The sequence below is a fragment of the Pseudonocardia cypriaca genome (assembly GCF_006717045.1).
In the GTDB taxonomy this organism is placed as follows: domain Bacteria; phylum Actinomycetota; class Actinomycetes; order Mycobacteriales; family Pseudonocardiaceae; genus Pseudonocardia; species Pseudonocardia cypriaca.
Map to the genome: position 1 here is coordinate 1,016,750 of NZ_VFPH01000002.1, position 24,541 is coordinate 1,041,290.

Sequence of the window (24,541 nt, forward strand, 5' to 3'; positions counted from 1 at the left end):
GACATTCGTGACCGGCCTGCGGCTCCGTACTACGCGCACCTCATGGGGACTTCACACAAGACCCGCTTCGTGTGAAGTCCGTACTCGATGAGTGGAGTCAGTAGTCCTTGACCCGCATCGAGTCGTGCAGGCGCAGGCCTTTGTCGTTGGCCTTGGCGATGGCGCGGCCGATCGCCGTGGGCAGGGCCGACATCAGGCGCGCACCGCCCACCACCGCCCGGACGCCCAGTGCCGAGTTCGGGATGAGCGTCCTGGCGACGCCGCGGGCGAACGCGCGGCTGCGCCGGACCAGCTCACCCATCTCCCGCTCGTAGGCGGGGTAGGCGCGCTCGTGGTCGCCGCCCGCGAGGGCCAGCTCGCCTGCGAGGACGTAGGCGCCGAGGACGGCGAGGCTGGTGCTGCCGCCGACGGCGGGTCCCGGGCAGTACGCGGCGTCGCCGACGAGGGTGACGCGGCCGCGTGACCAGGGGTCGAGCTGGAGCTGGGTGATCGAGTCGAAGTAGAACGCCGGGGTGACCGCCAGCTGGTCGAGCCACCGGTCGACCTCCGGGTGCATCCCGGCGAACGTCTCGCGCAGCACCTCCTTCTGCCGCGGCGCATCCCGGTGGTGGTAGTCGAGCTCGTGGTCGCGACGGAACAGGAAGGCGGCTCGCGCGTCGGTCAGGTGCTGCGCGGTCTGAACCACGGCCGCGCGCCCGGGGCCCGTGTGCATGCGCATCTCCCCGGCCCGGCCGAACTCCTTCGGGACCGACGACACGGAGATGTAGGCGCCTGCGAGGTGGACGTGACGGGCCTCGTCACCGAAGACGAGCGTGCGCACCCCGGAGTGCAGGCCGTCGGCTCCGATCACGAGATCGAAGCGGCGGTGCCCACCGTTCTCGAAGGTGACGGAACCGTCCGGGTCGATCGCGGTGATCCGGTCGCCGAAGACGTACTCCACGTCGTCGCGGGCGGCGTCGTAGTAGATCTCGCTCAGGTCGTCGCGCATGATCTCGACATGGCGGTCGGAGGCCGCGCCGAACAGCTTGCCGAGGTCGATCTCGACCGGCCCCGCCGCACCTTCCCGGGTGACGACCAGCCGCTTCGTGCCGGTGACCAGCTCCTCGATCCGAGGGAGCACCCCCATCCGCTCGGAGATCTCCATGGCCGGGCGGAACAGGTCGACCGGATGCCCGCCGGTCTTGCGCAGCGTCGGGGCGCGTTCGACCACGGTGACGGGGTAGCCGTAGCGGCTGAGCCAGTAGGCGAGCACCGGACCCGCGATGCTCGCGCCCGACACGAGGATCCGCGGCCTCGGGCCTGCTCCGCCTGCGCTCGCCGATCCGAGGCTCACTGATGGCCCTCCTCGCCGTGCCGTCCCCGGACGGTAGCGGGTGGAGGGCCCTCCCCTATCGCCGCCGGCCGGGCAGCGCCTCCTGGAGCTTCGTCTTCACGCCCTCGACGACCAGGTGGAACGCCTCCGGGTCGCCCTTCAGGACGGCCTGGGCCGCCTGCTTCGCCTGCTCGAACGTGGCGTGCGGCGGGATCGGCGGGACCTCCGGGTCGCAGTACACGTCGAGGACGGCCGGTCGGTCGGCGGCGAGCACGCGGTCCCAGGCCGGCCCCAACTCGTCCGGGGAGGTGACGGTGACGGCCTCAAGGCCGAGGCCGCGCGCGAAGTCGGCGTAGGAGACGTCCGGCAGCTCCTGCGACTCCGTGAACTTCGGCGAGCCGCCCATCGCCCGCAGCTCCCAGGTGACCTGGTTGAGGTCGTTGTTGTGCAGCACGCACACGACGAGGCGGCGATCGGACCAGCGCTCGGCGTAGCGGGCGATCGTGAGCAGCTCCGCCATCCCGTTCATCTGCATCGCGCCGTCCCCGGCGAGCGCGATCACCGGCCGGTCCGGGTGGGCGAACTTCGCCCCGATCGCGTACGGCACCGCGGCGCCCATCGTGGCGAGCGTCCCCGAGAGCGAGCCGCGGATGTCGCCGCGGATGCGCAGGTGGCGGGCGTACCAGTTGGCGGCCGACCCCGAGTCGGCCGTGACGATCGCGTGGGGCGGGATGCGCTCGGACAGCTCCCACACGATCCGCATCGGGTTCACGGGATCGGCATCCACCATCGCCTCGCGCTGCATGGTGTCCCACCAGCGCGCCACGTTCGACTCGACCACCTCCCGCCAGGCCCGGTCGGTCGGCCCGGCCAGCAGCGGTAGCAGCGCACGCAGCGTGGCGCCCGCGTCGCCGACGAGGTTCACCTCGGTCGGGTACCGCATCCCGATCATCGTGCCGTCGAGGTCGATCTGGACGGCCCGCGCCTGCCCGAACTCGGGCAGGAACTGGCTGTAGGGGAAGTTGGAGCCGACGATCAGCAGCGTGTCGCAGTCGCGCATCAGCTCGTAGCTCGGGCGGGTGCCGAGCAGCCCGATCGACCCGGTGACGAACGGCAGCTCGTCCGACAGCACGTCCTTGCCCAGCAGCGCCTTGGCCACGCCTGCGCCGAGGACGTCGGCCACCTGCTCCACCTCGGCGGCCGCGCCGCGCGCGCCCTGCCCCACGAGGATGGCGACCTTCTGCCCGGCGTTGAGCACCTCGGCGGCACGGGCGATCTCCGCCTCGGCGGGCACAACCGTTGGCGCCACGATTCCCGGCTCGCTGGAAGGCACCTGCTTGAAGGCGTGCTGCGGCGGTGCGTACGGCTGCGTCTGCAGGTCGCTCGGGATGATGATCGCCGTCGGCGCGCGGCGGGTCAGCGCGGTGCGGAACGCGCGGTCGACCGCGTTCGGCAGCTGCTCCGGGACGTTGACCTCCACGAGGTACTCGCTGGCCACGTCCTTGAACAGGGCCTGCAGGTCCACCTCCTGCTGGTAGGACCCGCCCATCGCGCTGCGCTCGGTCTGCCCGACGATCGCGACCACCGGCACGTGGTCCAGCTTCGCGTCGTACAGGCCGTTGAGCAGGTGGATCGCCCCCGGACCCGAGGTGGCCATGCAGACGCCTACCCGGCCGGAGAACTTCGCGTACCCGACCGCTTCGAAGGCCGACATCTCCTCGTGCCGCGACTGGATGAACCGCGGCCGGTCGTCCGCCTTCCCGAACGACGCCACCAGGCCGTTGATCCCGTCCCCCGGGTAGGCGAAGACCTGCTCGACACCCCACTCCCGCAACCTCCGCAGGACGTAGTCAGCCACTGAGTCGGCCACGTGCACTCGCCTCCACTGCTCCTCGCTCACGGCTCGTCCCCCACCGGCTACCCCGGACCGCGCGCGCGACACCGTTTGCCCTGGCCCCGTCGGGGGATCCCCTCCGGCATGCGAGTCGTCGTCGTGGGCGCCACCGGGAACATCGGCACCAGCCTCGTCCAGGGACTCGTCGCCGATCCCGCCGTCACCTCCGTGCTCGGGCTCGCGCGGCGCCTCCCGGACTGGCGACCGGACGGAGTCGAGTGGGCCACCGCCGACATCGCCTCCGACGACATCGTGCGCCACCTGCGCGGCGCGGACGCGGTCGTGCACCTGGCGTGGCTGTTCCAGCCCACGCACGACCCCGTGCTCACCTGGCGGGTCAACGCGCTCGGCGGGATCCGGGTGTTCCGGGCCGCGGCGGAGGCCGGCGTCCGCGCACTCGTGTACGCGTCGTCGGTGGGCGCGTACTCGCCGGGCCCGAAGGACCGGGAGGTCGACGAGAGCTGGCCGACCGACGGGTGGCCGACCGCCGGCTACACCCGCGAGAAGGCCTACCTGGAGCGGGTGCTCGACGGGCTCGAATCCGAGCACCCGCAGCTACGGGTCGTGCGGATGCGCCCGGGCTTCGTCTTCAAGCGGGAGGCGGCCACCGAGCAGCGCAGGCTGTTCGCCGGCCCGCTGCTGCCGAACGCGATCGCCCGGTCGAGGTTCATCCCGGTCGTGCCGGACCTGCCGGGGCTGCGCTTCCAGGCGCTGCACTCGTTCGACGCCGCCGACGCCTTCCGGCGGGCCGTGGTGCGCGACGTGCGCGGCGCGTTCAACATCGCCGCGGACCCGGTTGTCGACGCGCACGAGCTGGCCCGCCTGCTCGACGCCCGCGTCGTACGGCTGCCCACCCCGGCCGTCCGCGCCGCCCTCGCGGCCGCGTGGCAGCTGCGGCTCGTCCCGGCCTCGCCCCACCTGTTCGACGCCGTGCTCCGAGTGCCGATCATGAGCGTCGCCCGCGCCCGCACCGAGCTCGACTGGCAGCCGCGGCACACCTCACTGGCCGCCATCGGCGAGTTCCTCGCCGGCCTGCGCGACGGGGCCGGGATGGACACCCCGCCGCTCGCCCCGGCCACCAGCGGGCCGCTGCGCGCCCACGAGGTGGCCACGGGCGTCGGCACGCGGCCGTAGACCGAGCTACTCGGGCAACGAGATCGCGAGCTCCTCCAGGATGTCGTACCCGGCCTGCGCACCGGCCTCCATGCCCGAGGCCAGCAGCGCGTCCCGGTCCTCCTTCGAGGCCATCTCGGTGAGCAGGCGAAGCGTAGTGCGCCCGTCCTCCTCGATGAGGTCGTAGCTGCAGAGCGCGGGCGCGCTCCCGCCGGGGACGCCCTCGTAGATCTCCGTGCAGACGAACCGCTCACCGGGGACGACCTCCCGGTACTCGCCGTGGAAGCCGACCTCGTGGCCGTCGGCCGTCATGACGTAGCGCCAACGGCCACCGACCCGGAGGTCGACCTCGGCGATGACGACCTCGCCGAAGCCACCGCTCCACCACTTCTTGATCAGCTCCGGCTCGGTGAGGACCCGGAAGACCGAGCGCCGAGGCGCCGCGAACTCGCGGGTGATCAGGATCTGCGTGTCGGTCGGGGTCGTCACGACCGCCGTGCCCTTACTGCCCAGACCGCTCTTGCCCAGACCGCTATCGCTCAGTGCCACCATCGTCGTCCTCCAGTTCCATCAGTACCTCGTCCATGCGCTCGAAGCGCCGCTCCCACGTCCAGGCGAACCCGCCGACCCACTCGTGGATCGGCCGCAACGGCCCGCCCTCGAGCCGGTAGAGCCGCTGCCGCCCCTCCTCGCGCACCCGCACCAGACCGACCTCGCGCAGCACCCGCAGGTGCTTCGAGACCAACGGCTGCGCCAGACCGAGCGCTGCGACGAGATCGCTCACGGACCGCTCCCCCGCGGCGAGGATCTCCAGGATCTGCCGCCGCCGGGGCTCGGCCACCGCGTTGAACGCGTCGGTCGTCGTCGCCGCTCGAGCCATGTGACAAACATATACCCATATGGGTATGCGATGGAAGAGCCAGTTCTCGGGTCGATCCGGTGATCACGGGTGCGGGCGCGTTCCGCGGAACGCAGTCGGTGCCGTTGGTGCCGTCGTGGGCGGGAACCGTTCGGTGGGCGCGCCGTCCCCGACTCGGGTCACCCGGATCATGCCCGTCAAGATCGCGTATAGCGGTTGCTCATGGCTGCCGCAACAGCCATAGCCAACCGATACCGCGGATCACGCCCGCAGCCACGGCAGACTCAGAGATCCAACTGGAGTGCTAGACGCGGAAGGCCTGGATGTCGATCTCGACGCGCAGGGACCGGCCGACGGCGAGCACGCCGGCCAGCACCGGCTGGTTCCAGCTGATCGCGAAGTCGTCGCGGGACAGCTCGGTGGAGGCGGAGAACGCCACGCGCGTGCCGCCTGCGAGGTCCGGGCCGGTGCCGCCGTGGACGACGTGCAGTGGCACAGCTGCGCTGACGTCTTTCAGGGTGAGGACGCCGTCGAGCGTGAAGCGCTCGGCGTCGACGCGCCGCAGCCCTTCGCTCTTGTACCGGATCTCGGGGTAGCGGGCGACGTCGAGGAAGTCGGGGCTGCGCAGGTGGGCGTCGCGGTCGGGTTCGGCGGAGTCGACGGCGGCCGGGTCCATGGTGACCTCCACCGAGCTGCCTTCGAACGGGTCGGCCACCTCGATGTGGCCCGCGAAGCGGGGCAGCCGGGCGTGGATGCGGCTCATCCCCAGGTGGAGGGCGCTCACGCGGATGCTGGAGTGCTGCGGATCGATCGTCCAGGTGCCCGGCGCCGGCAGGACGAGGCCACCTTCCGGGGCGAGCTCCAGCACGCCGAGCGGGGTGATCCGGTCGTCGGCCACCGTCACGGTCCTGGCGCGCGGCTGCCTGCCGGGCGCGGCGACCACCAGCGTGTAGCCACCCGCGGGCAGCCCGTCGAGGAGGAAGTGCCCGTCGTCGCCGCTGGTGGCGCGGGCCGCCTGCCCGCCTGCTGCGTCGACAACGGTGAGCATGCCGGCGAGCGGGCCGCCGTCCGGGGAGGCCAGCCGGCCTGCCACCGCGCCGCCGCTCATCGCACACGCTCGACGGACGGCGGCACCAGCTCCACGACCGCGGTGGCCACCGTCCCGGCCGCGACGTGCACGACCTGGGCCACGGGGTCGTAGCCCCGCGCGGTGAGGGTGTACGTGCCTGCGGGCAGGTCGGCGAACTCGAACGCGCCGTCGGCCCCGGTGATCGCGGACGCCACCACGGCGCCGTCGGAGTCGACGAGCGTGGCGAGGGCGTGGTCGACGACGGCGCCCGTCGCGAGGACGGTGCCGCGCACCGCGGCGCGGGCCGGCAGTGCGAGGTCGCGCTCGGTGTACCTGCCCTGGTTCAGCCGCACGCTCACGGCCAGCGGCGGGTGACCGGGCGCGGCGGCGGCCAGCGTGTACCGGCCCTCCGGCACGCCGGGGATGCGGAACCTGCCGCTGCCGTTGCTCCGGGTGGCACCGGCGACGGCGCCCTGCGCGTCGATGAGGGTGACGGACGCGTCGGGAACCGGAACGCCGTCGCCGGTGACGAGGCCGTGCACCCCGCTGCCACCGGAGAGCACGATGTCGTGCCGGACCGGCCGACCGTCCACCGGCACCAGGGCGGCATGCGGCTCCAGCGCGCCGGAGGCGGCGACCACGAGGAAGGTGCCGCCGGTCGGCAACGTGACGCGGTAGGTCCCGTCGCGCCCGGTGGCCGCGCTCCCCTCCTGCCGCCCGCCGTGGTCGGTGACCGTGACGACGGCCCCGCTGACCGCAGCGCCGTCGGCGCGGGAGACGGTGCCGTGGACGGCGGGGCCAGGCGGGGTCTGGCGCGGCCGCGGGGACGGCCGCGGCGGCGCGACGGCCGCGACCTCCACCTCCGGAGGCCGGTGGCCGTTGCTGCCGTTGCCGTTCGGCGAGACGGCCTCGGCCTCGGCGCGTTCCATGCCCGTCTCGGTGCGCAGCGGCACCTCGCGGATGGCCAGGACGGACAGGAAGGTGATGATCGCGAGGGCGCCGGCGATCATGAAGATCCAGGCCGTCGCGTCGCCGTATGCCGCGCGGACGATCGCGGCGATCGCGGCCGGCAGCTCGTTCAGGCTGCCGATGCCGACCTCGCCGGACCCCGCGGGCACGGCCACCCCGGCGGTGGCGAGGCCCTGGTCGGTCAGCTCGGAGACCCGGGACGCGAGCACGGCACCCAGCACCGAGACGCCGACGGTGCCGCCCATGGAACGGAAGAACGTGACGGTGGAGCTGGCGGCCCCGAGGTCGGCGGCGGAGACGGAGTTCTGCACGGCCAGCACGAGGTTCTGCATCGACATCCCCATGCCGAGGCCGAGGACGAACAGGAACGCCCCGAGCAGCGCCATGTTCGTGCTGTGGTCGATCGTCGAGAGCAGGCCGAACCCGACTAGCAGGAAGACCGCGCCGAGGACCAGGTAGATCTTCCACTTGCCGTAGCGCGTGATGAGCATTCCGGAGCCGGTCGCCGCGATCATCGACCCGAGGATCATCGGCAGCGTGAGCAGGCCGGCGGTGGTCGGCGAGTAGCCGCGCGCGATCTGGAAGTACTGGCCGAGGAAGACGGCGCCGCCGAACATGGCCACGCCGACGGCGATGCTCGCGAGGGTCGCGAGCGTGGTGGTGCGGTCGCGGAACAGGCGCAGCGGGATGATCGGCTCCTTGGCCCGCGCCTCCACCACGAGGAAGAGCACGATGAGCACCGCACCGAGGCCGGCGAGGGCCAACGAGGTGGTGGAGCCCCATGCGAACTGGTTGCCGGCGAGCGTCACCCAGATCAGCAGGGCCGAGACGCCGCCCGCGATCAGCGCCGCGCCCAGGTAGTCGATGCTGACCTCGCGCTTGACGACCGGGAGGTTGAGCGTGCGCTGCACGACCACCAGCGCGACCGCGGCGAGCGGCGCACCCACCCAGAAGCACCACCGCCAGCCCAGCCAGTCGGTGTCGACGATGAGGCCGCCGATCAGCGGTCCGGCGACGGGGGCGACCGACATGACGGTCGAGATGATCCCCGTGTAGCGGCCGCGCTCGCGCGGGCTGATCATCGCCGCCATCACGATCATGATCAGCGCCTGCAGCCCGCCGAGGCCTACGCCCTGCAGCACCCTCCAGCCGATCAGCGTGCCGACGGAGTGGGAGAACCCCGCGAGGATCGAGCCGACCGTGAAGATCGTGATCGCCAGCTGCACCAGCAGCTTCTTGCTGAACAGGTCGGCGAGCTTGCCCCAGATCGGCGTGGTGGCCGTGGAGGCGAGCAGGGTGGCGGTGACCACCCACGTGTACTGGCTCTGCGTGCCGTGCAGGTCCGTGATGATCGTCGGCAGCGCGTTCGACACGATCGTCGACGACAGGAACGCCGTGAACATCGCGAGCAGCATCCCGGAGAGCGCCTCCAGGGTCTGCCGGCGCGACATCCGTCCGCTGTCCGCTGCAGTCGGACGGTGGACGACGGCGGCCTGGACGGGCAGCGTCTCCTCCGCTGTGGTTGACACTTCTTCTCCTCGGGCCGATGCGCGGGCACGGGTGGTTGTGGAGGTCATGACGGCACCCGCACGGCCGGTCGCTGGTGGGCGGCGATCGCGCAGTGCAGGTCGCCGACCAGCTGCTTCAGCCGCGTGACGAGGTGGGCGACCTCGGCGTCGTCCCAGCTCCGGAGGGCCTCGGCTACCCACTGGGCCCGCATGGCGAGGTACCCGTCACGAGCGGCGAGCCCCGCCGGGGAGATCGCGAGCAGCTGCGCGCGGCGGTCCGCGGGGTCGGGGCGCCGCGTGACGAAACCGAGCTGTTCCAGCATGGCGACCTGGCGGCTGGCCACCGAGGGATCGACCTCGAGGTGCGCCGCCACCTGGCCGAGGCGCTGCTCCCCCTCCCTGGCGAGCAGGCCGAGCACGGCGAACTTCCAGCCGGGCATGTCCTCCGACTCGGGGCCGAGGCGCGCCGTCCGGTTCGCCCGCATGATCGCGCGCAGGAGCTCGAGCAGCTCGTCCGCCGTTCCCGGGGTGATCACAGGAGCCTCCAGTTGGTTGCTACCAACAACTATAGCTAGGTTAGTTGGCCTCTACAACTGTTTTGCTGTGGCGCCGGCCACCGCCCCCCAGGCGGGAGGGTCAGAGGCCGCCGCCGACGCGCAGCACCGCGCCCGTGACGTAGGACGCTTCGTCCGAGAGCAGCCACAGGACGGCCGCGGCGATCTCCTCCGGCTCCCCGATCCGCCCCATCGGCACCCGAGCGACCACTCGTTCCGGCCGCCCGGGATCCCCCGCCGCGGCGTGGATCCCGGTGTGGACGGTGCCGGGCGCGACCCCGTTGACCCGGATCCCCTGCGCCGCGACCTCCTTGGCCAGGCCGAGCGTGAAGGTCTCCACCGCCGCCTTGCCTGCCGCGTAGTGCACGTACTCACCCGGCGAGCCGAGCGTGGCCGCCGTCGAGGACACGTTGACGATCCGCCCCGCCGTGCCCCGCACCTCCCAGCGGCGCACCGCCTCCTGCGCGCAGAGCATCGTGCCGAGGACGTTGACCTCGAGCACCCGCCGCAGCGTCGCGACCGACGCGTCCACGAACCGGCCCAGCCTCCCCGTCACGCCCGCGCTGTTGACCAGCGCGGTGACCGGGCCGAACGCCTCCTCCGCCGCGTCGAAGAGGGCCACCGCGGAAGCGGGGTCGGCGACGTCCGCCCGGACGGTGACGACCCCGGGCAGGTCGGAACGCAGCCGGTCGGCCGCCGCGTCGTCACTCGAGTACGCGACGCACACCGCATACCCACGCGCGTGCGCCGCCCGCGTGACCGCGGCGCCGATCCCCCGGCTGCCGCCGGTGACCACGAGCACCTCTTCCGCTCGACCGGACCCGGCCGTAGGCAGCGACATGGGGTCGAGCCAATCAGAGCGAGTCGAGGAACCGCTCCGCGACCTCCCGGACGGCCTGCGCCCCGTCGTCGATCTCCGCGGTGTAGTACTCGCCGGTCGCGTGGGCGAGGAAGACCGCGTTCCCGGCCCGGGTCACGGCGATGCGGGCGCCGTTGCTCGCGTACTCCGGCGCCACGAACGTGGACGCGGCGAGGAAGCCCTCGTCGCCGAGGTCCGGGGTCTCCGCGGTGACCCACGTCCACCGGGCGCCGCCCGGGAGCTGCCCGGTGCGGCAGGCGGCCAGCACCCGCCGGAAGCCGGCGAGCACCTCGGCCGCCACGTCGGCCGTCGGGTAGACCCCCAGCTGCCGGGCGTCGAACGCCTCGGGACCCTCCCGGCTCACGGTGCGGAACCCGACGCGCTGCCGGTCGGTCGGGTACGCGGTCGGCAGGCACGGATCGAGCAGCCACGGCCGGTCGAGCGCAGGGTCGGTGATCCAGTCGGTGAACTCGACCACCGTGCTGCGCCTGCCCTCGTCCGGGAGCGGTGGCATGTCCGGCACGGTGGGGGTGCTGGTCGGCGCGGGACCGCTCACCGGCGCGGCTCTTGCCGCGCAGGAGGCCAGTACCAGCAGCACGACCAGGGCAACTACCGCTCGTGACGTGCGCATCGCGCCCCCGTTCTCCGTACCAGGAGGGACGTCCGGGAGGCAGTGGCGTTGCTCGCGAGACGATGGGCACGTGGCAACGCCCATCGAGCCCGTGCTGGCGGACCCGCCGCCGCTGCCCCGCCCGCACCTGCTCTCGCAACGCTGGCTCGACGTGGCGTTCCTGCACTGGGCCGTCGACCCCGGCGCCGTGCGGCACCTCCTCCCCGCCGGCGTGGCGCCGGACGTGCTCGACGGGCGTACCTATGTGGGGCTGGTGCCGTTCCGCCTGGTCGGCACGGCGTTCGCGGGCGGCCCGCCGGTGCCGTGGGCCGGCACGTTCCTGGAGACGAACGTCCGGCTGTACTCGGTGGACGCCACCGGCCGCCGCGGGGTCGTGTTCCTGAGCATGGCCGCGGAGCGCGCGGCCGCGGTCGCCGCAGGGCGGGCGGTGTTCGGGCTGCCGTACCGGTGGGCCCGCATGGGGTTCCGCCACGAGGGCGAGCTGCGGACCTACGCCGCGCGGCTGCTCCCGCCCGGTCCGCCGGTGCGCAGCCGGGTGTCCGTCCGGCCAACCGGCCCCGCGATCGACGGCGCCCTCGAGCGGTTCCTGACCGCACGCTGGGGTCTGCACGTCGCCCACCTCGGGCGCACGTGGTACCTCCCCAACACGCACGTCACGTGGCCGCTGCGCCGGGCCGAGGTGCACGAGCTCGACGACGGGCTGCTCGCGGCCGCCGGTCTCGGCGACCTGGCCCGGCGCCCGCCGGACCACGCCGCCTTCAGCCTCGGGGTGGCCGCGACGTTCGGCCGGCCCCTGCTCGCCTCCACCCCGCGACCGCGACCCGGGGATCGACTGTTCCGCACGGGCTGGACCTTGGGCCGCTTGCCGCAACCGATCTGCTCCGTTCGGCGAGCACCGTCCGAGTGAGAGTGGTTACGCACGGTCACGTCCTCGCTTTTGGTAGCCACTCCAGCGCGGACCGTGAGGCGATGTAGTACTGCTCCATTCGGAGCGAAGATCGCCGGGGGACTGCGTGGCGAACGGACGCGTGCGCCGGTGAACGGTCCTCCTCCGACGGTGAACGGCCCACGGCTGCCATCGGAGGCTGATCAGGTGACACGCGACGAGCGGGCGAACAGCGTCTGGCCGTCCGTTGTGGGGCCCCGGTAGGAATCACCATCAGACCCACTTGGACCTGCACGAACGCCACCCGGAAGACGTGACCTGTGGAATCGCCCGCCCGTTCGCACGGCCCGCGCCCCGGTACGACCGGGACGGTCACCGTCGCAGAGCTGCTCGCCCGCTGCGCGGGGGTGCCCGCCCCTCCCCCGCGCCGGACGGGGCCGGCGGGCGCGGTGTCGGTCGCGGCGCTGCTGCGCCGCGAGGGACGCGGCCCGCACGTCGCGGACCGGCCGCTGGTACCCCGCGGGCACTCCCGGTTGGTGCCGCCTCCACCGGACCCGCCCCGCCACAGCGCCCGGAAGGCGGCGGTCGCCGCCGGCGCGCTGTTCGCCGCAACCGCCGTCCTCGGACCTTCGGTGGTGCAGGACTCGGGCGCTCCCTCCATCACCGGTCGGGGCACGGCCCTCCCGCTGCCGCCGACGGACGCCCCGCTCTCCGCGGACTACGACTGGTTCAGCGACGCGGCATCGGCGGGCCGCGAAGAGATGGTGTTCGCCGCGATGCGGCAGGTGTTCGCGGAGGGCCTCCCGTCCGAGGTGGGCAGCACGACCTACGACCGGCTCACCGAGCCATCCGCCGGCGGCCAGCACCTGGCCGTCAGGCGCGTCCAGACTCCGGACAAGGCATCGACCGGGTCAACCGACCCATCGGTCGCGCCCGAGTCCGGGACCGTCCCGCCCGGCGGAGCCGGCACCCCGCCGGGCGGGATCTGGTCACCTCCTCCGTCCCTGGGACGCAGCGATCCCGGTGGCGGGCCTCCGCACGAGGCGCCGACCGGCGCGCGCTCCCACGGCAACGGGCAGGCCAACGGGCACTCCGCCGACAAGCCGGGCAACGGACCGCCCAGCAGCCCGCCCGCCGCCGCGAAGTCCGAGGACGGGCACCGAGACGCGCCACCCGACGACACCCCGGGGAACGGACCACCCAGCAGCACCCCGGCCAGCACGAAGGCCGCCGCTGGCGGCCGAGGTGCCGACCGATCGGCGGCCGCCGCAGGTGAGCACCGCGGCGACCCGCAGCGCAAGGGCGCCCAGCGCCCGGACCCGCCGGCCCGCAAGACCGAGGAAGCCGGCTCCGAGCGGTCCGCCCGCGACAACGGCAGCTCTCGTGAGAAGAACAGCCACAGCCGCGCCACGAGCGACGACGACGAGTCCGACGCCAGCGGCAAGAAGGGCGACCGGGCATCTCGCGAGCGAAGCGCCGACAAGGGCGACGAGAGCCGCGGTGGCTCCGACAGCAGGAAGAGCAGCAAGGGCGACAACGACAACGGCAAGGGCACCGACAACGGCAAGGGCACCGACAACGGCAAGGGCACCGACAAGGCGTCCGACAAGGCGTCCGACAAGGCGTCCGACAAGGGCAGCGACAAGGCGTCCGGCAAAGGCGGCGGCAAAGGCGGCCGCGAAGGCGAAGGCGAAGGCGGCGGCAAGGGCGGCGGCAAGGGCGGCGGCTCCGCCGACGACTGACCCACGCATTGCTTCACAGACCGGGTAGGTGCTTCACACAGGGCGGGCCCTCTGTGAAGTGGGTGCGGGGTGTGTGAAGTCGGCGTGTCGCACACCTCCCGCATGAGGGCGAGCGAGCGCCGAACTACCCTTTCCGCCGTGGTCACCGTTCGCCGCGACGTCGGCGCCCCCGTGGACGCCGTGTGGGCGGTCCTGGCCGACGGCTGGCTGTACCCGTCGTGGGTCGTCGGAGCCAGCCGGATGCGGGAGGTCGACCCGGCCTGGCCCGGCGTCGGCACACAGCTGCACCACTCGGTCGGCACCTGGCCGCTCGTCCTGGACGACACGACCACCGTGCTGGCGTGCGTCCCCAAGCGGGAGCTCGTGCTCCGCGCCCGCGGGTGGCCTCTCGGCGAGGCCGAGGTGCGGCTGACGCTCGACGAGCGCGCGGACGGCTGCGAGGTCGCCCTGTCCGAGGACGTGCGCAGCGGCCCGGGAAGACTGCTGCCGCCGCCCGTCCGGTCGGCCTTGATCGGCCCGCGCAACGCGGAGTCGCTGCGCCGCCTCGCCTACCTCGCCGAGGGCGAGTCCCGGTAGACCAGCTCCAGCGCCGCCGACACGACGCGGCGCCGGAGCCCCCCGAGCAGCCCCTGGTCGGCGAGCGCGGCACGGGCTGCGAGCCAGCCGCACACGCCGTGCACGCCCCCGCCGGGATGCGCCGAAGCGCTGCCCAGGTACAACCCGTCGACCACCGTCTCCGCCCGGCCGAGGCCCGGCACCGGCCGGAAGACGAGCTGCTGGTGCAGCTGCATCGTTCCCCCGCCCACCGCGCCGTGCACGAGGTTCGCGTCGGCGGCCTGCAGGTCCCGCGGCAGCTGGACCATCCGGTGCAGCACCCGCTCCCGGAAGCCCGGCGCGAACGCCTCGACGACCTCGTCGACCCGATCCGCCAGCCCGCCTGCCGCGGCGTCGTCGGCGAGGTCGCGCGGGAGGTGCGTGTAGGCCCACGCGCTCTCCGTGCCGGCCGGGGACCGCGTGGCGTCGGTGGTGGTCATCTGCCCGAGCAGCAGGAACGGCGTGGCCGGAACGGTGCCCGACTCGATATCCGCCGCCCACCGCGTGATACCCGGTCCGTCAGCGCCCACGTGCACGGTGCCCGCCTCGCCGACCCCGGGGTTGACCCACGGGATCGGCCCGTCCAGTGCCCAGTTGACCTTGACGACGGGCGTGTCCCATGCGAAGTGGTCCAGGTCGGCGCGGAGCCGCGACGGCACCGCGGCCGCCGGAAGGAGGTCGCGGTAGAGCGTGGGCGCCGCGACGTCGGCGATCACGGCTCGCCGGACCCGCACGGTGCGGCCGGTCGCGCAGTGCACGGCCACGGCCCGGCCGCCGCGCACGTCGATCCGCTCGACCCGCTCCCCGGTCCGCAGCGCGGCACCGGCGGCCCGTGCGCGCCGGGCGAGCGCGGTGACGAGCTCCCCCGCCCCGCCCACCGGCACCGGGAAGCCGCCGTGCTGCCCCAGCATCGCGAGCAACCAGCCGAACATGCCGCTCCCCGCAGCGTCCGGCGGGATGTCGGCGTGCGCGGCGTTCCCGGCGAGCAGCAGCCGCGCGCGCTCGCCGGCGAAGAGCTCCTCCCCCATCCGCCGCACCGGCAACGCGAGGAACCGCGCGAGGCGCAGCGCGTCCGCCGTGCCGATGCGGCGCAGGAGCTGCAACGGCCCGCGCACCGGCGGGAAGGCGGTGAACAGCGAGCGGAGCACCGCCTCTCCGACGGCGTCCCACTGCTCGCAGAGCCGCAGCCACGCCTCACCGTCGCAGGGCTCCAGCGCAGCGGCCGTGCGCTCCCGGTCCCGGTGCAGGACGGCGGCCGGGGCGCCGTCGGAACGGGCCGGGTGGGCGAGGACGGACGGGGCGTGGGCCCAGCGCAACCCGCAGCTGCCGAGGTCGAGGGCCCGCAGCACCGGCGAGACCGCCGCGAGCGGGTAGAAGGCGCTGAACAGGTCGGCGGTGAACCCGGGATGCAGCTCGGCCGAGCGGACCGCGCCGCCGAGCACATCGGTGGCCTCCAGCAGGCACACGTCCCAGCCGGCGTCGGCCAGCACCGCCGCCGCGACGAGGCCGTGGTGCCCGCCACCGATCACGACGGCATCGGCGATCTCCATCCCGCCACTATTACCCCTCACGTCATCGACCAAGCGCGGGCCCGCGATCCAAGCTGGTCACGTGAACACACGAGAGACGGTCGACGAGCTCCTGCGCCGCGTTGCAGCGGGCGACCCGGAGGGGATCGGGCAGCTGTTCGCCGACGAGGTCGACTGGAAGCTGGACTGGCCCGACGGCGACTACGCGCAGACCGTTCCGTGGATCCGCCCCCGCAGCACGAGGGCCGACGCCGCCGACAACTTCCGGGAGATCGCCGAGCACCACGTCCCGGGCGAGAGCGACGCGCGCGTCCACGCCGTGCTCGTCGACGGGGCGGACGCCGTGGTGCTGGGCGAGGTCGCACACACCGCCAAGCCGACCGGCCGCAGCTACGTCGCCGCGTTCGCGCTCCACCTGACCGTCGTGGACGGGCTCGTCACCCGCTACCACATCTACGAGGACAGCCTCGCCGTCGCGCAGGCGTTCGGGGTGGCGTGAGGGGGTGGCGACGGCCGTCGTCGCGGGGGCGGCACAGGCATACACCTACCAGGCCTTCAGAGGCGTCGCGGCCGTCCGGGAATCCCACGCTGGGCCTTCGGAGGCGCCACACCCGTCCAGGCATCCCTCACCAGGCCTTCCGTGGCGCCGCGCATCGTGCGGGGCCGCCCCTCACGCCTCAAGGGCGCTCCGCGTCGCTGCCGCGACCCTTGACCCGCGAGCCTCTGCGACCCCTGAAGGGCCCGCTTCGCGGGCAGGCCACAGGCCAGCCCCTTCGGCGCGCGGCGCCACCGAAGGCCGGTCTCACCACCATGATCACGGCTTCGGCGCGAAAACCGACCAAAACAGTCCAGAAACGCGCCGAAACGGCGATCATGAACCGCTCCGACGAGTGTGACCGGGCCCGAGCAGTACTATCCGGTCGCGGGCAGGACCCTCGTGTGCTGCTCGGGTGATCTTCGGACAGTCACGCACCCGTTCCCGGCCCACGCACCCCGTCGACCGGCTGCATAGACCGACAAGGGGTGCGCGAGCCCAAACCAGGTGCGCGACGGCAACCAGATGACCGACACCGGGCCTCCTGGCGGCGCCGCGCACCAAGAGGGCAGGCCTTTGGCCTGCCCGCACTACTTGCCCTCAGGGGCCGCAGAGGCTCGCAGGTCAAGGGTCGCGCAGCGATCGCGAAGCGACGCCGCAGGCGCCCTTGAGCTGTGAGGAGCGGCCCCGCACAATGCGCGTCGCCGCCAGGAGGCCTTGAAAGCCACGGCCCCCGCGAACCCCTAGAAGACGATGTCCGCCGGCTCGATCCCGGCTTCCTTGCAGTAGTCGGTGTAGCGCTTGAGCTTCGTCTCGGCCGTCTCGACGTAGGCGAGGTTGCCGTCGGCGTCCATGTACTCGATGGGGCCGTGGATGGAGAACAGGGTGAGCATCGGCTGTGACTCGTCCTCGACGTCGGCGACGAGCGTGTGCACGTCCCCGGGCGGCTCGTAGACGTACGCGCCGGGCGATGCCTGCCAGTCGTGCTCGATGTAGTGCCACTTGCCCTGCAGCACCCAGCCCTCGACCTCTGCGAGGTGGCGGTGCCGGTTCACGACACCGCTCCTGGCCACCTTCAGCAGGTTGACCCAGGTGCCCTTCTTCAAGTTGATCCGGATCGGCTTGAACCAGACGTTGTTCGAACCCTGCGGCACCCAGGGCAGGTCGGCGGTCTGCACGAGGAAGTCGGGCGCATGCTCGGTCATCGCCCGGTTGTACCCCGCCCGCGGCGGTCCGTGAACCGCGCTTCTCGGATGCCAGCATCAGAGTCACTGATCGTGCGCCCGGCATCCCGCACTCGTAGGGTCCCGTGGCATGCGGCTGGAGTGGCTGGTCTCGTTCCTCGCCGTGGTCGACACGGGCAGCTTCGTCGCCGCGGCGGAGGCCACCCACCGCTCCCAGCCGCGGATCAGCATGCACGTCGCCGCGCTGGAACGCGGCGTGGGCATCCCGCTGTTCAACCGGCGCAAGCGGCCCGTCGAGCTGACGGAGGCGGGCAAGGCGCTCGCCGACCACGCCCGCTCGATCCTGCACGAGGTGGAGGCCACCGAGGCCGCGATGGCGGCGTGGCGCGGCGGCGCCCGCGGCGTCGTCACGCTGGGGAGCCACCCCAGCGCCAGCGCGGCGTTCGTGCCCCACGTGCTGCGCGAGGCCGCGCGCACCAGCCCGGACGTGCGGGTCGTGCTGGTCGAGCGATCCACCATCGAGCTCGACGAGGCGCTCGCCGCCGGTGAGCTGGACCTGTGCATCCGGCCGGTGAGCCCGGCACCGGCCAGGGCGAGCGTGCGCCGCCACGTCCTGTGGGCAGAGCCCCTCGTCGCGCTCCACCCGCCCGGGCACCCGCTGTCCGAGCTGCCCGATCCGTTGCCGGTGGCCGAGGTCGCAGCGCACCCGCTGCTCTCGATCGGCCGCCTGGACGCGCCGGAGACCGGCGAGTTCGAGTCCTACCAGCGCTTCCGGGAGTGCGGGTACGAGCTGGAGCCGGTGCAGGCGACCAACCAGCCGCAGACCCTCATGGCGTTGGTGCGCCACGGCCTCGGGGTGGGCATCACCAACTCGCTCGCCGCGCAGGTCACCGACACGTCCGGCGTCTGCGTGCGCAGGCTGGAGGGCGGCGCGGGTCGCCGGGTGGCCGTCCACTGGGACTCCGCCCGCCACCTCACCGCCGCCGCCCGCACCCTCCTGCAGCAGGTCGTGCGGCAGCCTCGCCCCGAGGGGACGGAACCGGCGCCCGATCCGGGATCCGAATAGGCCCATCCGGAAGTCGCTCTTCACCGCCGCATCCGGCCGCTCCTACGGTCGGGCCGTGGCCCCCACCTCCCCCTTCTCCCTGGACGGCCGGCTGGCGATGGTCACCGGCGCCGGGTCCGGGATCGGCCGCGCGATCGCGCTCGGCCTCGCCTCGGCCGGCGCGGACCTGCTCCTGCTGTCCGACCGCGACAACCTCGGTCCCGTGGCCGAGGAGGCGCGGGCGGCGGGCGCGGTGGTCACCACCGAGCTGCTGGACCTCTCCGACCGGCCCACCCGCCGCGCGGCCGCCGAGCGCCTGCTCGACGCCCACGCCGTCGACATCCTGGTGAACAACGCCGGCCTGATTCGCCGGGCCCCGGCCACCGAGTTCCCCGACGAGGACTGGTACGACGTCATCGAGGTGAACCTGAACGCCGCGTTCGAGCTGTGCCGCGCCGCCGGGCGGCGGATGGTCGCCCGCGGCTCCGGGAAGATCGTCAACGTCGCGTCGATGCTCAGCTTCCAGGGCGGGCTCCTCGTCCCCTCGTACACGGCGAGCAAGCATGCACTCGCCGGGCTCACCCGCGCCCTCGCCAACGAGTGGGCGCCCCACGGCGTGAACGTCAACGCGATCGCGCCCGGCTACGTCGCCACCGCCACCACCGCGGCGCTGCGCAACGACCCCACCCGCAGCGCCGAGATCCTCGCCCGCATCCCGGCCGCCCGCTGGGCCGATCCCGAGGACGTCGCCGGCTCCGCGGTCTTCCTCGCCTCCCCCGCCGCCGACTACGTCCACGGCCACGTCCTGGCCGTCGACGGGGGCTGGCTCGCGCGTTAGCGCCTGCTCAGCGCGGTCGCCTCGGTGAGGGCGACGAAATCGGCTGCGATCAGCTGCAGGGTCGTGCCGCGGCTGCCCGCCGTCACCCGCAGGAAGGCGAGCGCCTTCTCCGGCGAGCAGTTCTGCTCGGCCATGACGATGCCGATCGCCTGGTCGATCGCCGATCGGGAGACCAGCGCCTGGCGCAGGCGGGCGGACAGCGCGGTGTCGTCGTAGCTGCGCATCGTCCCCGTGACGGCCACCGTGGCGAAGCCGGCGATCCGGTCGGCCAGCGTGCGGTCCGCCGGGTCGAACGCGTCCGGCGCGGTCCCGTAGACGGTGAGCACGCCGATCGGGGCGCCGTCACGGACGAGCATCGGGACGGCCCGGACCGCGAGAACACGGGCGCCGGCTGCGGCGTGGGCGAACGCGGGCCAGCGCCGCTCGGTCCTCAGGTCGGCGGCCTCGACCGCGCACGCCGCCTGCAGGGCGTCCAGGCCCGGGCCCGCGCCGTGCTGCCGTTGCAGCGCCTCGAGCAGGGCCGCCCGCTCGTCGACGGCGATGGCGTGCCCGCTCCACGCCGGGGCCGTGACCGCCACGCTCGCGGACACCGCTGCCGGCACCGCACCGGCCGTGAGCTCGGCGATCCCCACGAGGAGCTCGTCGAGGGATGCCGTCGTCACCACCAGCGCCGCGAGCTCGACCCCGACGTCCACCTCTGCAGTTGTCCGCCCCACCGACGTCCCCTCGCTCACCCACCCCGGCAGGCGGGCGGTCGCCGCCCGTCCCTCAACCGTTACGGGGTGCGATACACGCGAGGACGGCATCGGCGGTGCCGGGGACGACGTGCTCGCCAAGGCCGATCAGCCGGAGCCCCTCGACGACCCGCTCGTTCTCGGCGGCGACGTGCAGCTGGGTGCCGCAGTCGGTGGCCGTGGCGCGCAGGGCGCGCAGCTCGATCCCCACCCGCAGGTCCAGCCACGTCACCGAGGTGAGGTCCAGGATGACGTGGGGCGCCCGGTGCAGCTGCTGCCGGACCCGCACGGCCAGTGTCGCGCCGCTGCGCCCGTCCAGCGGACCGATGACGCGCACGATGACGGTGTCGGGCGACGGCGCGTGCAACCGCACGTCGAGCGGCTCTTCCGGACCGGGGACGGCACGGGGATGGCTCTCCGGCCGCGGGGATGGCACGAACGCCGACACGTCCACCGGCGCCGGTTCCGGGTGGAGCAGCGCGCTGCCCGTGCCGGATCTCCATTCGGTGCTCATCATGCTGTTTCACCGGCGCCGGACCGGACCGCGCCCCGGTGCAGGGCCGCCTGGTACATCGTGAACAGGTCCAGCAGCGAGGCTTCGTACCGCGCCGCCGACGACGAGTCGTGCCCGACCGTTCGAAGCCATCCGTTGCGCCGCGTCAGCTGCCGTCCGGCGGCCGCGAGCGCGGCGTTCGTGGTGGGCGCGACCTCGCCCGCCGCGCTGAGGTCCACGAGTACGAAGCGCGCGCCCGCGATCAGCAACCCGTCCACCCTCTGCCGCAGCTCGGCGACGCCCTCCTGGCCGCAGGCGCCGATCACCTCGACGAAGGCGTGTTCCCGATCGGGCTGAACGGACATGATCCGCAGGCCCGCTGGTTCAGGATCAGGAGCGACGTACTGCTCCGGCTGCGCGGTGTCGCGCATGCTTTCCCCTCTGCTGCCGTGGCTCGACTCGTGAGCGCGTGCCGAGGATCGGTGCCGCGGGACAGGACGGGGGATTCAGGACCGCGACGATGCCCGCACGTGCGCTCACGCACCGGCTGTCGGTCCAACCGCCCCCGGATGCTACGAGAGGCCCGTCGGGAACGGCAACTCCCCGTTGCGGTGCACCCACCATCCGTGCAACTCGGCCACGCCCGCCGATCGCGGTGTTCCACCCGTTCGCCTGCCGCTGTGGACGGCGCTGTTCCGTGCCAGGCTGTGCAGTGACCCAGCGACGTCGACCGGCGCATTCCGGTGGAGCGCGGACGGGCAGAGCGATGGCAGAAGGTCCGGATCGGGACGACACAGCGGCCGAGCTGGCGGCGCTGTTGCTGTCCACGGAGTCGTTCGACGACCTGTTGCGTGCTGTGGCTCAGCTCGCCGTCCAGCTCGTCGACGGGGCGTCGACGGCCAGCATCACCCTGGCCGAGCGGGGCCGGGTGATCACCGTGGCCACGGCCGACCCGCGGGCCACCCGCATCGACCAGCACCAGTACGAGCTGGGCACCGGACCGTGCCTGGACGCCCTCCGCAGCGCCTCCGTGGTGCACGTCGCCGACGTGCGCCGGGAGCGGCGGTGGAGCGGGTTCGACGCGGTCATGCTGAGCCACGGCATGCGGAGCGCGCTCGCCGTTCCGCTCGTGGTCCGCGACGGCGCCGTGGGCGTGCTCAACCTCTACGCGAGCGCACCCGGCGGGTTCGACGAGCCCGACCAGCAGCTGGCGCGGGCGCTCGCCGCCCATGCCGCGGTCGCGCTGACCGCGGCCCTGCGCACCTACGACCAGGTCAGCCTCACCGACAACCTGCGCATCGCCCTGTCGTCCCGCTCGGTGATCGACCAGGCGATCGGGATCGTGATGGGCCGCCAACAGTGCTCGGCCGACCAGGCCTTCGACGTACTGCGCAAGGTGTCGCAGCAGCGCAACACCAAGCTGCGCCACGTCGCCACCGAGCTCGTCACGGCGGTGACCCGTGCCGCCGGGGAGGACGGGCGCTGACGGGGGGCTCGCTAGGCTGCCGGGGTCCCCGACACCCAGGAGGTCTCCCGCCGGTGGCTGCGCCGTCCGTCCGTTCGCGCGTGGCCCGGAGCCTGGCGACCGGCACCTTGGCCTGCGCGCTGGCCGCGTGCAGCGTGGTCCCCGCCGACGCGCCCCAGGAGGGGGCGCGCGAGGAGGTGGCCCGCAACGTCATCCTGATCCTGGCCAGCGGTCTCGGGCAGGCCCAGCGCGACTTCCTGCAGCTGGCGATCGCGGGCCCCACGGGTCGGCTGGCGATGGACCGGCTCGGTTCCGGCGGGACGCTGTCGCCCGTGGATCCGGTTTCCGACGCTGCGGCGGGCGCCACGACCCTGTCCACGGGCATGCCGACGGCACCCCGCGCGATCGGGGTCGACGCCGACGGCGAGCCGCTCGCCACGGTGCTGGAACACGCGCGGGACGCGGGCAAGGCCACGGGCCTCGTGACCACGGCGGAGGTCACCGACCCCACGCCGGCCGCGTTCGCCGCGCACGTCGCTCCCGGGCCCGTCCTGCGGGACCCCGACGAGCAGGAGAGCGAGGTCGCGAGCACGATCGCGCGCCAGTACCTGGAGGAGACCCGGGTCGACGTGATCCTGGGCGGCGGGGCGGCCCGGTGGCCGGACCTCCTCGGGGAGGCGCCCTCGCTCGGCTACAGCACCGTGTCCGACGCCGCCGGGCTGCAGGCTGCGTCGGCGGACCGGCTGCTGGGGCTCTTCGCCGACGGGCCGATGTTCGAACCGGGCCGACCCGGGTCCGGCCGCTACACCCCCGCCGTACCGCTCCCCGACATGACGCGCGCCGCGCTCACGGCCCTCGACCGGCGCGAGGCAGGCTTCTTCCTCGTCGTCGAGGAGGCGGGCATCGACGCGATGGCCCGCGCCGGCAACGGCGCGCTCGTGCTGGAGGCGGGCCGGGCGCTGGACGCCACCGTGCAGGCGGCGCTGGAGTTCCAGGCGGTCAACCCCGGCACCTTGATCGTCGTCGCCGGGGACCACGAGACCGGCGGCATGAACCTCGTCGTCACCGAGCCGGGGCCGGTGACCGCCGGCTCGGACGGCCCGTTCCAGGCCACCGACTCCGACCAGCAGATCTGGCTCCGCTGGACGCGTTCGGGCCTGACCAACGGGGCCGTGCCCGTCACGGCCGGCGGGCCCGGCGCCGACGAGTTCCACGGCGGGATGGCCAACACCCAGCTCTTCCCGAAGCTGCTGGAGGCGATGAGCCTCAGGGCGTGACGCGCTGGGTGCGGAGCGCCGCGGCGGCGCGGGCGCGCTCGGCGATCGCGTCCCAGCGGCCCTCCGTGATGTCGGAGCGCGGGGCGATCCAGGTGCCGCCGACCGCGAAGACGTTGGGGAGCGCGAGGTACTCCGCCACGTTCTCCGGCCGCACGCCACCGGTGGGCATGAAGCGCGCGCCCGTCCAGCCGAACGGGCCGTCGAGGGCCTTCAGCGTGGAGATGCCACCGTAGGCACCGGCCGGGAAGAACTTGATGTGCCGCGCGCCCGCCTCCAGGCAGGCACCGACCTCGCTCGGGGTGACCGCGCCGGGCACGAACGGCAGCCCCGCCTTCTCCGCGGCGTCGAGGCAGGTCCTCGAGTACCCGGGCGACACGCCGAACCGAGCACCGGCCTCGGCGGCCGAGGCGACCATGTCCGGGAGCACCAGGGTGCCCGCGCCGAGCAGGAAGTCCGGCAGCTCGGCGGCGATCGCGGCCACGGCGTCGCGGGCCGCGGGGGTGCGGAAGGTGACCTCCACGACCGGCAGGCCCGCCTCGGCGAGGGTGCGGGCGAGCGGCACGGCCGTGGCAGCGTCGTCGATCTCGACGACGGGCACGACGGCGAGCGCCTCCACAGCGGTGAGAACATCGGACTCGGGGGCCATCGGGCCACTACACCACACGGGGAGGCGAGCGTGATGAACCGCTTCGAGGGACGCCGGATAGCCGTCGTCGGCGCCACCGGCGGGATCGGGCTGGCGATCTGCGAGAGCCTCGCCGCGCAGGGCGCCGAGGTCCACGGGCTCGACCTGAAGGGCCTCGACTCGCTCCCGGCAGGCGTCAGCGGCCATCCGGTCGATGTCACGTCGGAGGAGTCGGTGGTCGCCGCCGTCCGCGCGCTCTACGCCGACGACGACCGGCCCGTCGACCTGGTGAACAGCGCCGGCATCGTGGAGAACGTCGCGGCCGAGGACATGCCGCTCGCCGAGTTCGACCGGATCCTGTCGGTGAACCTGCGCGGGGTGTTCCTCACCTGCCGCGAGTTCGGCCGCGAACTGCTCGCGCGTGGCGGCGGTGCGATCGTCAACATCGCCTCGATGTCGGGCAACGCGATCGTCAACCACCCGCAACGCCAGTGCGCCTACAACACGTCGAAGGCGGGCGTCAGCGCCCTCACCCGGTCGCTCGCCGTCGAGTGGGGGCCGCGCGGGGTGCGCATCAACGCTGTCTCCCCCGGCTACGTGCAGACCCCGCTCACCATGGCCAAGACCGACCTGCACCCGCAGTGGATGCGCGAAACCCCGCTCGGCCGGTTCGCACAGCCGGAGGAGATCGCGAAGGCGGTGGAGTACTTCCTCAGCGAGGACTCGGCGTTCTGCTGCGGCACCGAACTGCTCATCGACGGGGGCTTCGCCCTGCGCTGATCGACCCGTGAGTGGATACGTGTGCCGGAGCACTCGTATCCACTCA

General features: G+C 73.4%; 25 protein-coding genes. 10 read left to right on the forward strand and 15 right to left on the reverse strand.

Annotated features, from left to right (window positions below; translation table 11 throughout):
* Positions 1-97: 97 nt before the first annotated feature.
* Together FB388_RS22375 and FB388_RS22380 are read right to left on the reverse strand one after the other, a co-directional pair.
* Positions 98-1,333: an FAD-dependent monooxygenase gene (locus FB388_RS22375; protein WP_142104165.1), complete on the reverse strand. Its 1,236-nt coding sequence runs from the start codon at positions 1,331-1,333 to the stop codon at positions 98-100.
* A 55-nt stretch (positions 1,334-1,388) separates the two neighbouring features.
* Positions 1,389-3,182 carry a thiamine pyrophosphate-requiring protein gene (locus FB388_RS22380; protein ID WP_142104166.1) on the reverse strand — a complete coding sequence of 598 codons (1,794 nt, stop codon included), beginning with the start codon at positions 3,180-3,182 and terminating at the stop codon, positions 1,389-1,391.
* A 108-nt stretch (positions 3,183-3,290) separates the two neighbouring features.
* Between FB388_RS22380 and FB388_RS22385 the strand changes: the two genes are divergently transcribed.
* Positions 3,291-4,340, forward strand: coding sequence for an NAD-dependent epimerase/dehydratase family protein (locus tag FB388_RS22385; protein ID WP_142104167.1), 1,050 nt, complete (start codon positions 3,291-3,293; stop codon positions 4,338-4,340).
* Between the two features lie 6 nt (positions 4,341-4,346).
* Here the strand turns inward: FB388_RS22385 and FB388_RS22390 are convergent, their stop codons facing one another.
* The 7 genes from FB388_RS22390 to FB388_RS22420 all read right to left on the reverse strand — a co-directional run bounded on the left by FB388_RS22390 (position 4,347) and on the right by FB388_RS22420 (position 10,768).
* Positions 4,347-4,868, reverse strand: coding sequence for an SRPBCC family protein (locus FB388_RS22390; protein ID WP_246122285.1), 522 nt, complete (start codon positions 4,866-4,868; stop codon positions 4,347-4,349).
* On the reverse strand, positions 4,852-5,199 hold the full coding sequence (locus FB388_RS22395; protein WP_142104169.1) for an ArsR/SmtB family transcription factor: 348 nt from the start codon (positions 5,197-5,199) through the stop codon (positions 4,852-4,854). Before FB388_RS22395 ends, FB388_RS22390 begins: the two co-directional genes overlap by 17 nt.
* Before the next feature lie 283 nt (positions 5,200-5,482).
* Positions 5,483-6,286: a YceI family protein gene (locus FB388_RS22400; RefSeq protein WP_142104170.1), complete on the reverse strand. Its 804-nt coding sequence runs from the start codon at positions 6,284-6,286 to the stop codon at positions 5,483-5,485.
* Positions 6,283-8,745, reverse strand: coding sequence for an MFS transporter (locus tag FB388_RS22405; RefSeq protein WP_246122287.1), 2,463 nt, complete (start codon positions 8,743-8,745; stop codon positions 6,283-6,285). Before FB388_RS22405 ends, FB388_RS22400 begins: the two co-directional genes overlap by 4 nt.
* A gap of 44 nt (positions 8,746-8,789) precedes the next feature.
* Positions 8,790-9,260 (reverse strand): MarR family winged helix-turn-helix transcriptional regulator, encoded by a 471-nt coding sequence (locus tag FB388_RS22410; protein WP_142104171.1) that lies wholly within the window; start codon positions 9,258-9,260, stop codon positions 8,790-8,792.
* Positions 9,261-9,360: 100 nt separating this feature from the next.
* Complete coding sequence (locus FB388_RS22415) at positions 9,361-10,119, reverse strand: SDR family oxidoreductase (protein WP_142104172.1); 759 nt, start codon at positions 10,117-10,119, stop codon at positions 9,361-9,363.
* Between the two features lie 13 nt (positions 10,120-10,132).
* A complete protein-coding gene (locus tag FB388_RS22420) occupies positions 10,133-10,768 on the reverse strand; it encodes a hypothetical protein (RefSeq protein ID WP_170225710.1) in 636 nt (211 codons plus the stop codon).
* Between the two features lie 70 nt (positions 10,769-10,838).
* Here FB388_RS22420 and FB388_RS22425 point away from each other — a divergent pair, with 70 nt between their 5' ends.
* The 3 genes from FB388_RS22425 to FB388_RS22435 all read left to right on the forward strand — a co-directional run bounded on the left by FB388_RS22425 (position 10,839) and on the right by FB388_RS22435 (position 13,972).
* Positions 10,839-11,675 (forward strand): YqjF family protein, encoded by an 837-nt coding sequence (locus FB388_RS22425; RefSeq protein WP_211362170.1) that lies wholly within the window; start codon positions 10,839-10,841, stop codon positions 11,673-11,675.
* Between the two features lie 299 nt (positions 11,676-11,974).
* Entirely contained in the window at positions 11,975-13,396 is a 1,422-nt protein-coding gene (locus FB388_RS22430) for a hypothetical protein (protein WP_142104175.1), read from the forward strand.
* A 138-nt stretch (positions 13,397-13,534) separates the two neighbouring features.
* Positions 13,535-13,972, forward strand: a complete 438-nt coding sequence (locus FB388_RS22435) for an SRPBCC family protein (RefSeq protein WP_246122289.1) — start codon at positions 13,535-13,537, stop codon at positions 13,970-13,972.
* On the opposite strand, the gene FB388_RS22440 is transcribed toward FB388_RS22435, so the two are convergent.
* On the reverse strand, positions 13,945-15,540 hold the full coding sequence (locus tag FB388_RS22440; RefSeq protein WP_142104177.1) for a phytoene desaturase family protein: 1,596 nt from the start codon (positions 15,538-15,540) through the stop codon (positions 13,945-13,947). The genes FB388_RS22435 and FB388_RS22440 overlap by 28 nt on opposite strands.
* 61 nt (positions 15,541-15,601) lie before the next feature.
* Here FB388_RS22440 and FB388_RS22445 point away from each other — a divergent pair, with 61 nt between their 5' ends.
* Positions 15,602-16,018: a nuclear transport factor 2 family protein gene (locus FB388_RS22445; protein ID WP_142104178.1), complete on the forward strand. Its 417-nt coding sequence runs from the start codon at positions 15,602-15,604 to the stop codon at positions 16,016-16,018.
* A gap of 779 nt (positions 16,019-16,797) precedes the next feature.
* Here FB388_RS22445 and FB388_RS22450 read toward each other — a convergent pair.
* Positions 16,798-17,259: a 2,4'-dihydroxyacetophenone dioxygenase family protein gene (locus FB388_RS22450; protein ID WP_142104179.1), complete on the reverse strand. Its 462-nt coding sequence runs from the start codon at positions 17,257-17,259 to the stop codon at positions 16,798-16,800.
* A gap of 109 nt (positions 17,260-17,368) precedes the next feature.
* On the opposite strand from FB388_RS22450, the gene FB388_RS22455 reads away from it, so the two are divergent.
* Together FB388_RS22455 and FB388_RS22460 are read left to right on the forward strand one after the other, a co-directional pair.
* Positions 17,369-18,304 (forward strand): LysR family transcriptional regulator, encoded by a 936-nt coding sequence (locus FB388_RS22455; protein ID WP_142104180.1) that lies wholly within the window; start codon positions 17,369-17,371, stop codon positions 18,302-18,304.
* A gap of 55 nt (positions 18,305-18,359) precedes the next feature.
* Positions 18,360-19,121, forward strand: a complete 762-nt coding sequence (locus tag FB388_RS22460; protein WP_281290457.1) for an SDR family oxidoreductase — start codon at positions 18,360-18,362, stop codon at positions 19,119-19,121.
* Here the strand turns inward: FB388_RS22460 and FB388_RS22465 are convergent.
* Genes FB388_RS22465 through FB388_RS22475 form a run of 3 tightly spaced genes read right to left on the reverse strand, consistent with a single transcriptional unit; the run spans position 19,118 to position 20,779 of the window.
* Positions 19,118-19,837: an ANTAR domain-containing protein gene (locus FB388_RS22465; protein WP_170225785.1), complete on the reverse strand. Its 720-nt coding sequence runs from the start codon at positions 19,835-19,837 to the stop codon at positions 19,118-19,120. The genes FB388_RS22460 and FB388_RS22465 overlap by 4 nt on opposite strands.
* A gap of 52 nt (positions 19,838-19,889) precedes the next feature.
* Positions 19,890-20,372, reverse strand: a complete 483-nt coding sequence (locus FB388_RS22470) for an STAS domain-containing protein (protein ID WP_142104182.1) — start codon at positions 20,370-20,372, stop codon at positions 19,890-19,892.
* On the reverse strand, positions 20,369-20,779 hold the full coding sequence (locus FB388_RS22475; protein ID WP_142104183.1) for a hypothetical protein: 411 nt from the start codon (positions 20,777-20,779) through the stop codon (positions 20,369-20,371). The genes FB388_RS22470 and FB388_RS22475 overlap by 4 nt, the downstream gene beginning before the upstream one ends.
* Before the next feature lie 335 nt (positions 20,780-21,114).
* On the opposite strand from FB388_RS22475, the gene FB388_RS22480 reads away from it, so the two are divergent.
* Together FB388_RS22480 and FB388_RS22485 are read left to right on the forward strand one after the other, a co-directional pair.
* Positions 21,115-21,834, forward strand: coding sequence for a GAF and ANTAR domain-containing protein (locus tag FB388_RS22480; RefSeq protein ID WP_170225786.1), 720 nt, complete (start codon positions 21,115-21,117; stop codon positions 21,832-21,834).
* 80 nt (positions 21,835-21,914) lie between these two features.
* Positions 21,915-23,090: an alkaline phosphatase gene (locus FB388_RS22485; RefSeq protein ID WP_170225787.1), complete on the forward strand. Its 1,176-nt coding sequence runs from the start codon at positions 21,915-21,917 to the stop codon at positions 23,088-23,090.
* Here the strand turns inward: FB388_RS22485 and eda are convergent.
* Complete coding sequence (gene eda / locus FB388_RS22490; protein WP_142104186.1) at positions 23,080-23,736, reverse strand: bifunctional 4-hydroxy-2-oxoglutarate aldolase/2-dehydro-3-deoxy-phosphogluconate aldolase; 657 nt, start codon at positions 23,734-23,736, stop codon at positions 23,080-23,082. The genes FB388_RS22485 and eda overlap by 11 nt on opposite strands.
* A 33-nt stretch (positions 23,737-23,769) precedes the next feature.
* Here eda and FB388_RS22495 point away from each other — a divergent pair, with 33 nt between their 5' ends.
* Positions 23,770-24,495: an SDR family NAD(P)-dependent oxidoreductase gene (locus FB388_RS22495; RefSeq protein ID WP_142104187.1), complete on the forward strand. Its 726-nt coding sequence runs from the start codon at positions 23,770-23,772 to the stop codon at positions 24,493-24,495.
* Positions 24,496-24,541 lie beyond the last annotated feature (46 nt).

What these genes read in the sequence shown, in the direction of transcription:
- FB388_RS22385 (WP_142104167.1), top strand. Translation starts at nt 3,291, where the DNA reads ATGCGAGTCGTCGTCGTGGGCGCCACCGGGAACATCGGCACCAGCCTC.
- FB388_RS22395 (WP_142104169.1), bottom strand. Translation starts at nt 5,199, where the DNA reads ATGGCTCGAGCGGCGACGACGACCGACGCGTTCAACGCGGTGGCCGAG.
- FB388_RS22400 (WP_142104170.1), bottom strand. Translation starts at nt 6,286, where the DNA reads ATGAGCGGCGGCGCGGTGGCAGGCCGGCTGGCCTCCCCGGACGGCGGC.
- FB388_RS22415 (WP_142104172.1), bottom strand. Translation starts at nt 10,119, where the DNA reads ATGTCGCTGCCTACGGCCGGGTCCGGTCGAGCGGAAGAGGTGCTCGTG.
- FB388_RS22420 (WP_170225710.1), bottom strand. Translation starts at nt 10,768, where the DNA reads ATGCGCACGTCACGAGCGGTAGTTGCCCTGGTCGTGCTGCTGGTACTG.
- FB388_RS22440 (WP_142104177.1), bottom strand. Translation starts at nt 15,540, where the DNA reads ATGGAGATCGCCGATGCCGTCGTGATCGGTGGCGGGCACCACGGCCTC.
- FB388_RS22450 (WP_142104179.1), bottom strand. Translation starts at nt 17,259, where the DNA reads ATGACCGAGCATGCGCCCGACTTCCTCGTGCAGACCGCCGACCTGCCC.
- FB388_RS22455 (WP_142104180.1), top strand. Translation starts at nt 17,369, where the DNA reads ATGCGGCTGGAGTGGCTGGTCTCGTTCCTCGCCGTGGTCGACACGGGC.
- FB388_RS22470 (WP_142104182.1), bottom strand. Translation starts at nt 20,372, where the DNA reads ATGATGAGCACCGAATGGAGATCCGGCACGGGCAGCGCGCTGCTCCAC.
- FB388_RS22475 (WP_142104183.1), bottom strand. Translation starts at nt 20,779, where the DNA reads ATGCGCGACACCGCGCAGCCGGAGCAGTACGTCGCTCCTGATCCTGAA.
- FB388_RS22480 (WP_170225786.1), top strand. Translation starts at nt 21,115, where the DNA reads ATGGCAGAAGGTCCGGATCGGGACGACACAGCGGCCGAGCTGGCGGCG.
- eda (WP_142104186.1), bottom strand. Translation starts at nt 23,736, where the DNA reads ATGGCCCCCGAGTCCGATGTTCTCACCGCTGTGGAGGCGCTCGCCGTC.
- FB388_RS22495 (WP_142104187.1), top strand. Translation starts at nt 23,770, where the DNA reads ATGAACCGCTTCGAGGGACGCCGGATAGCCGTCGTCGGCGCCACCGGC.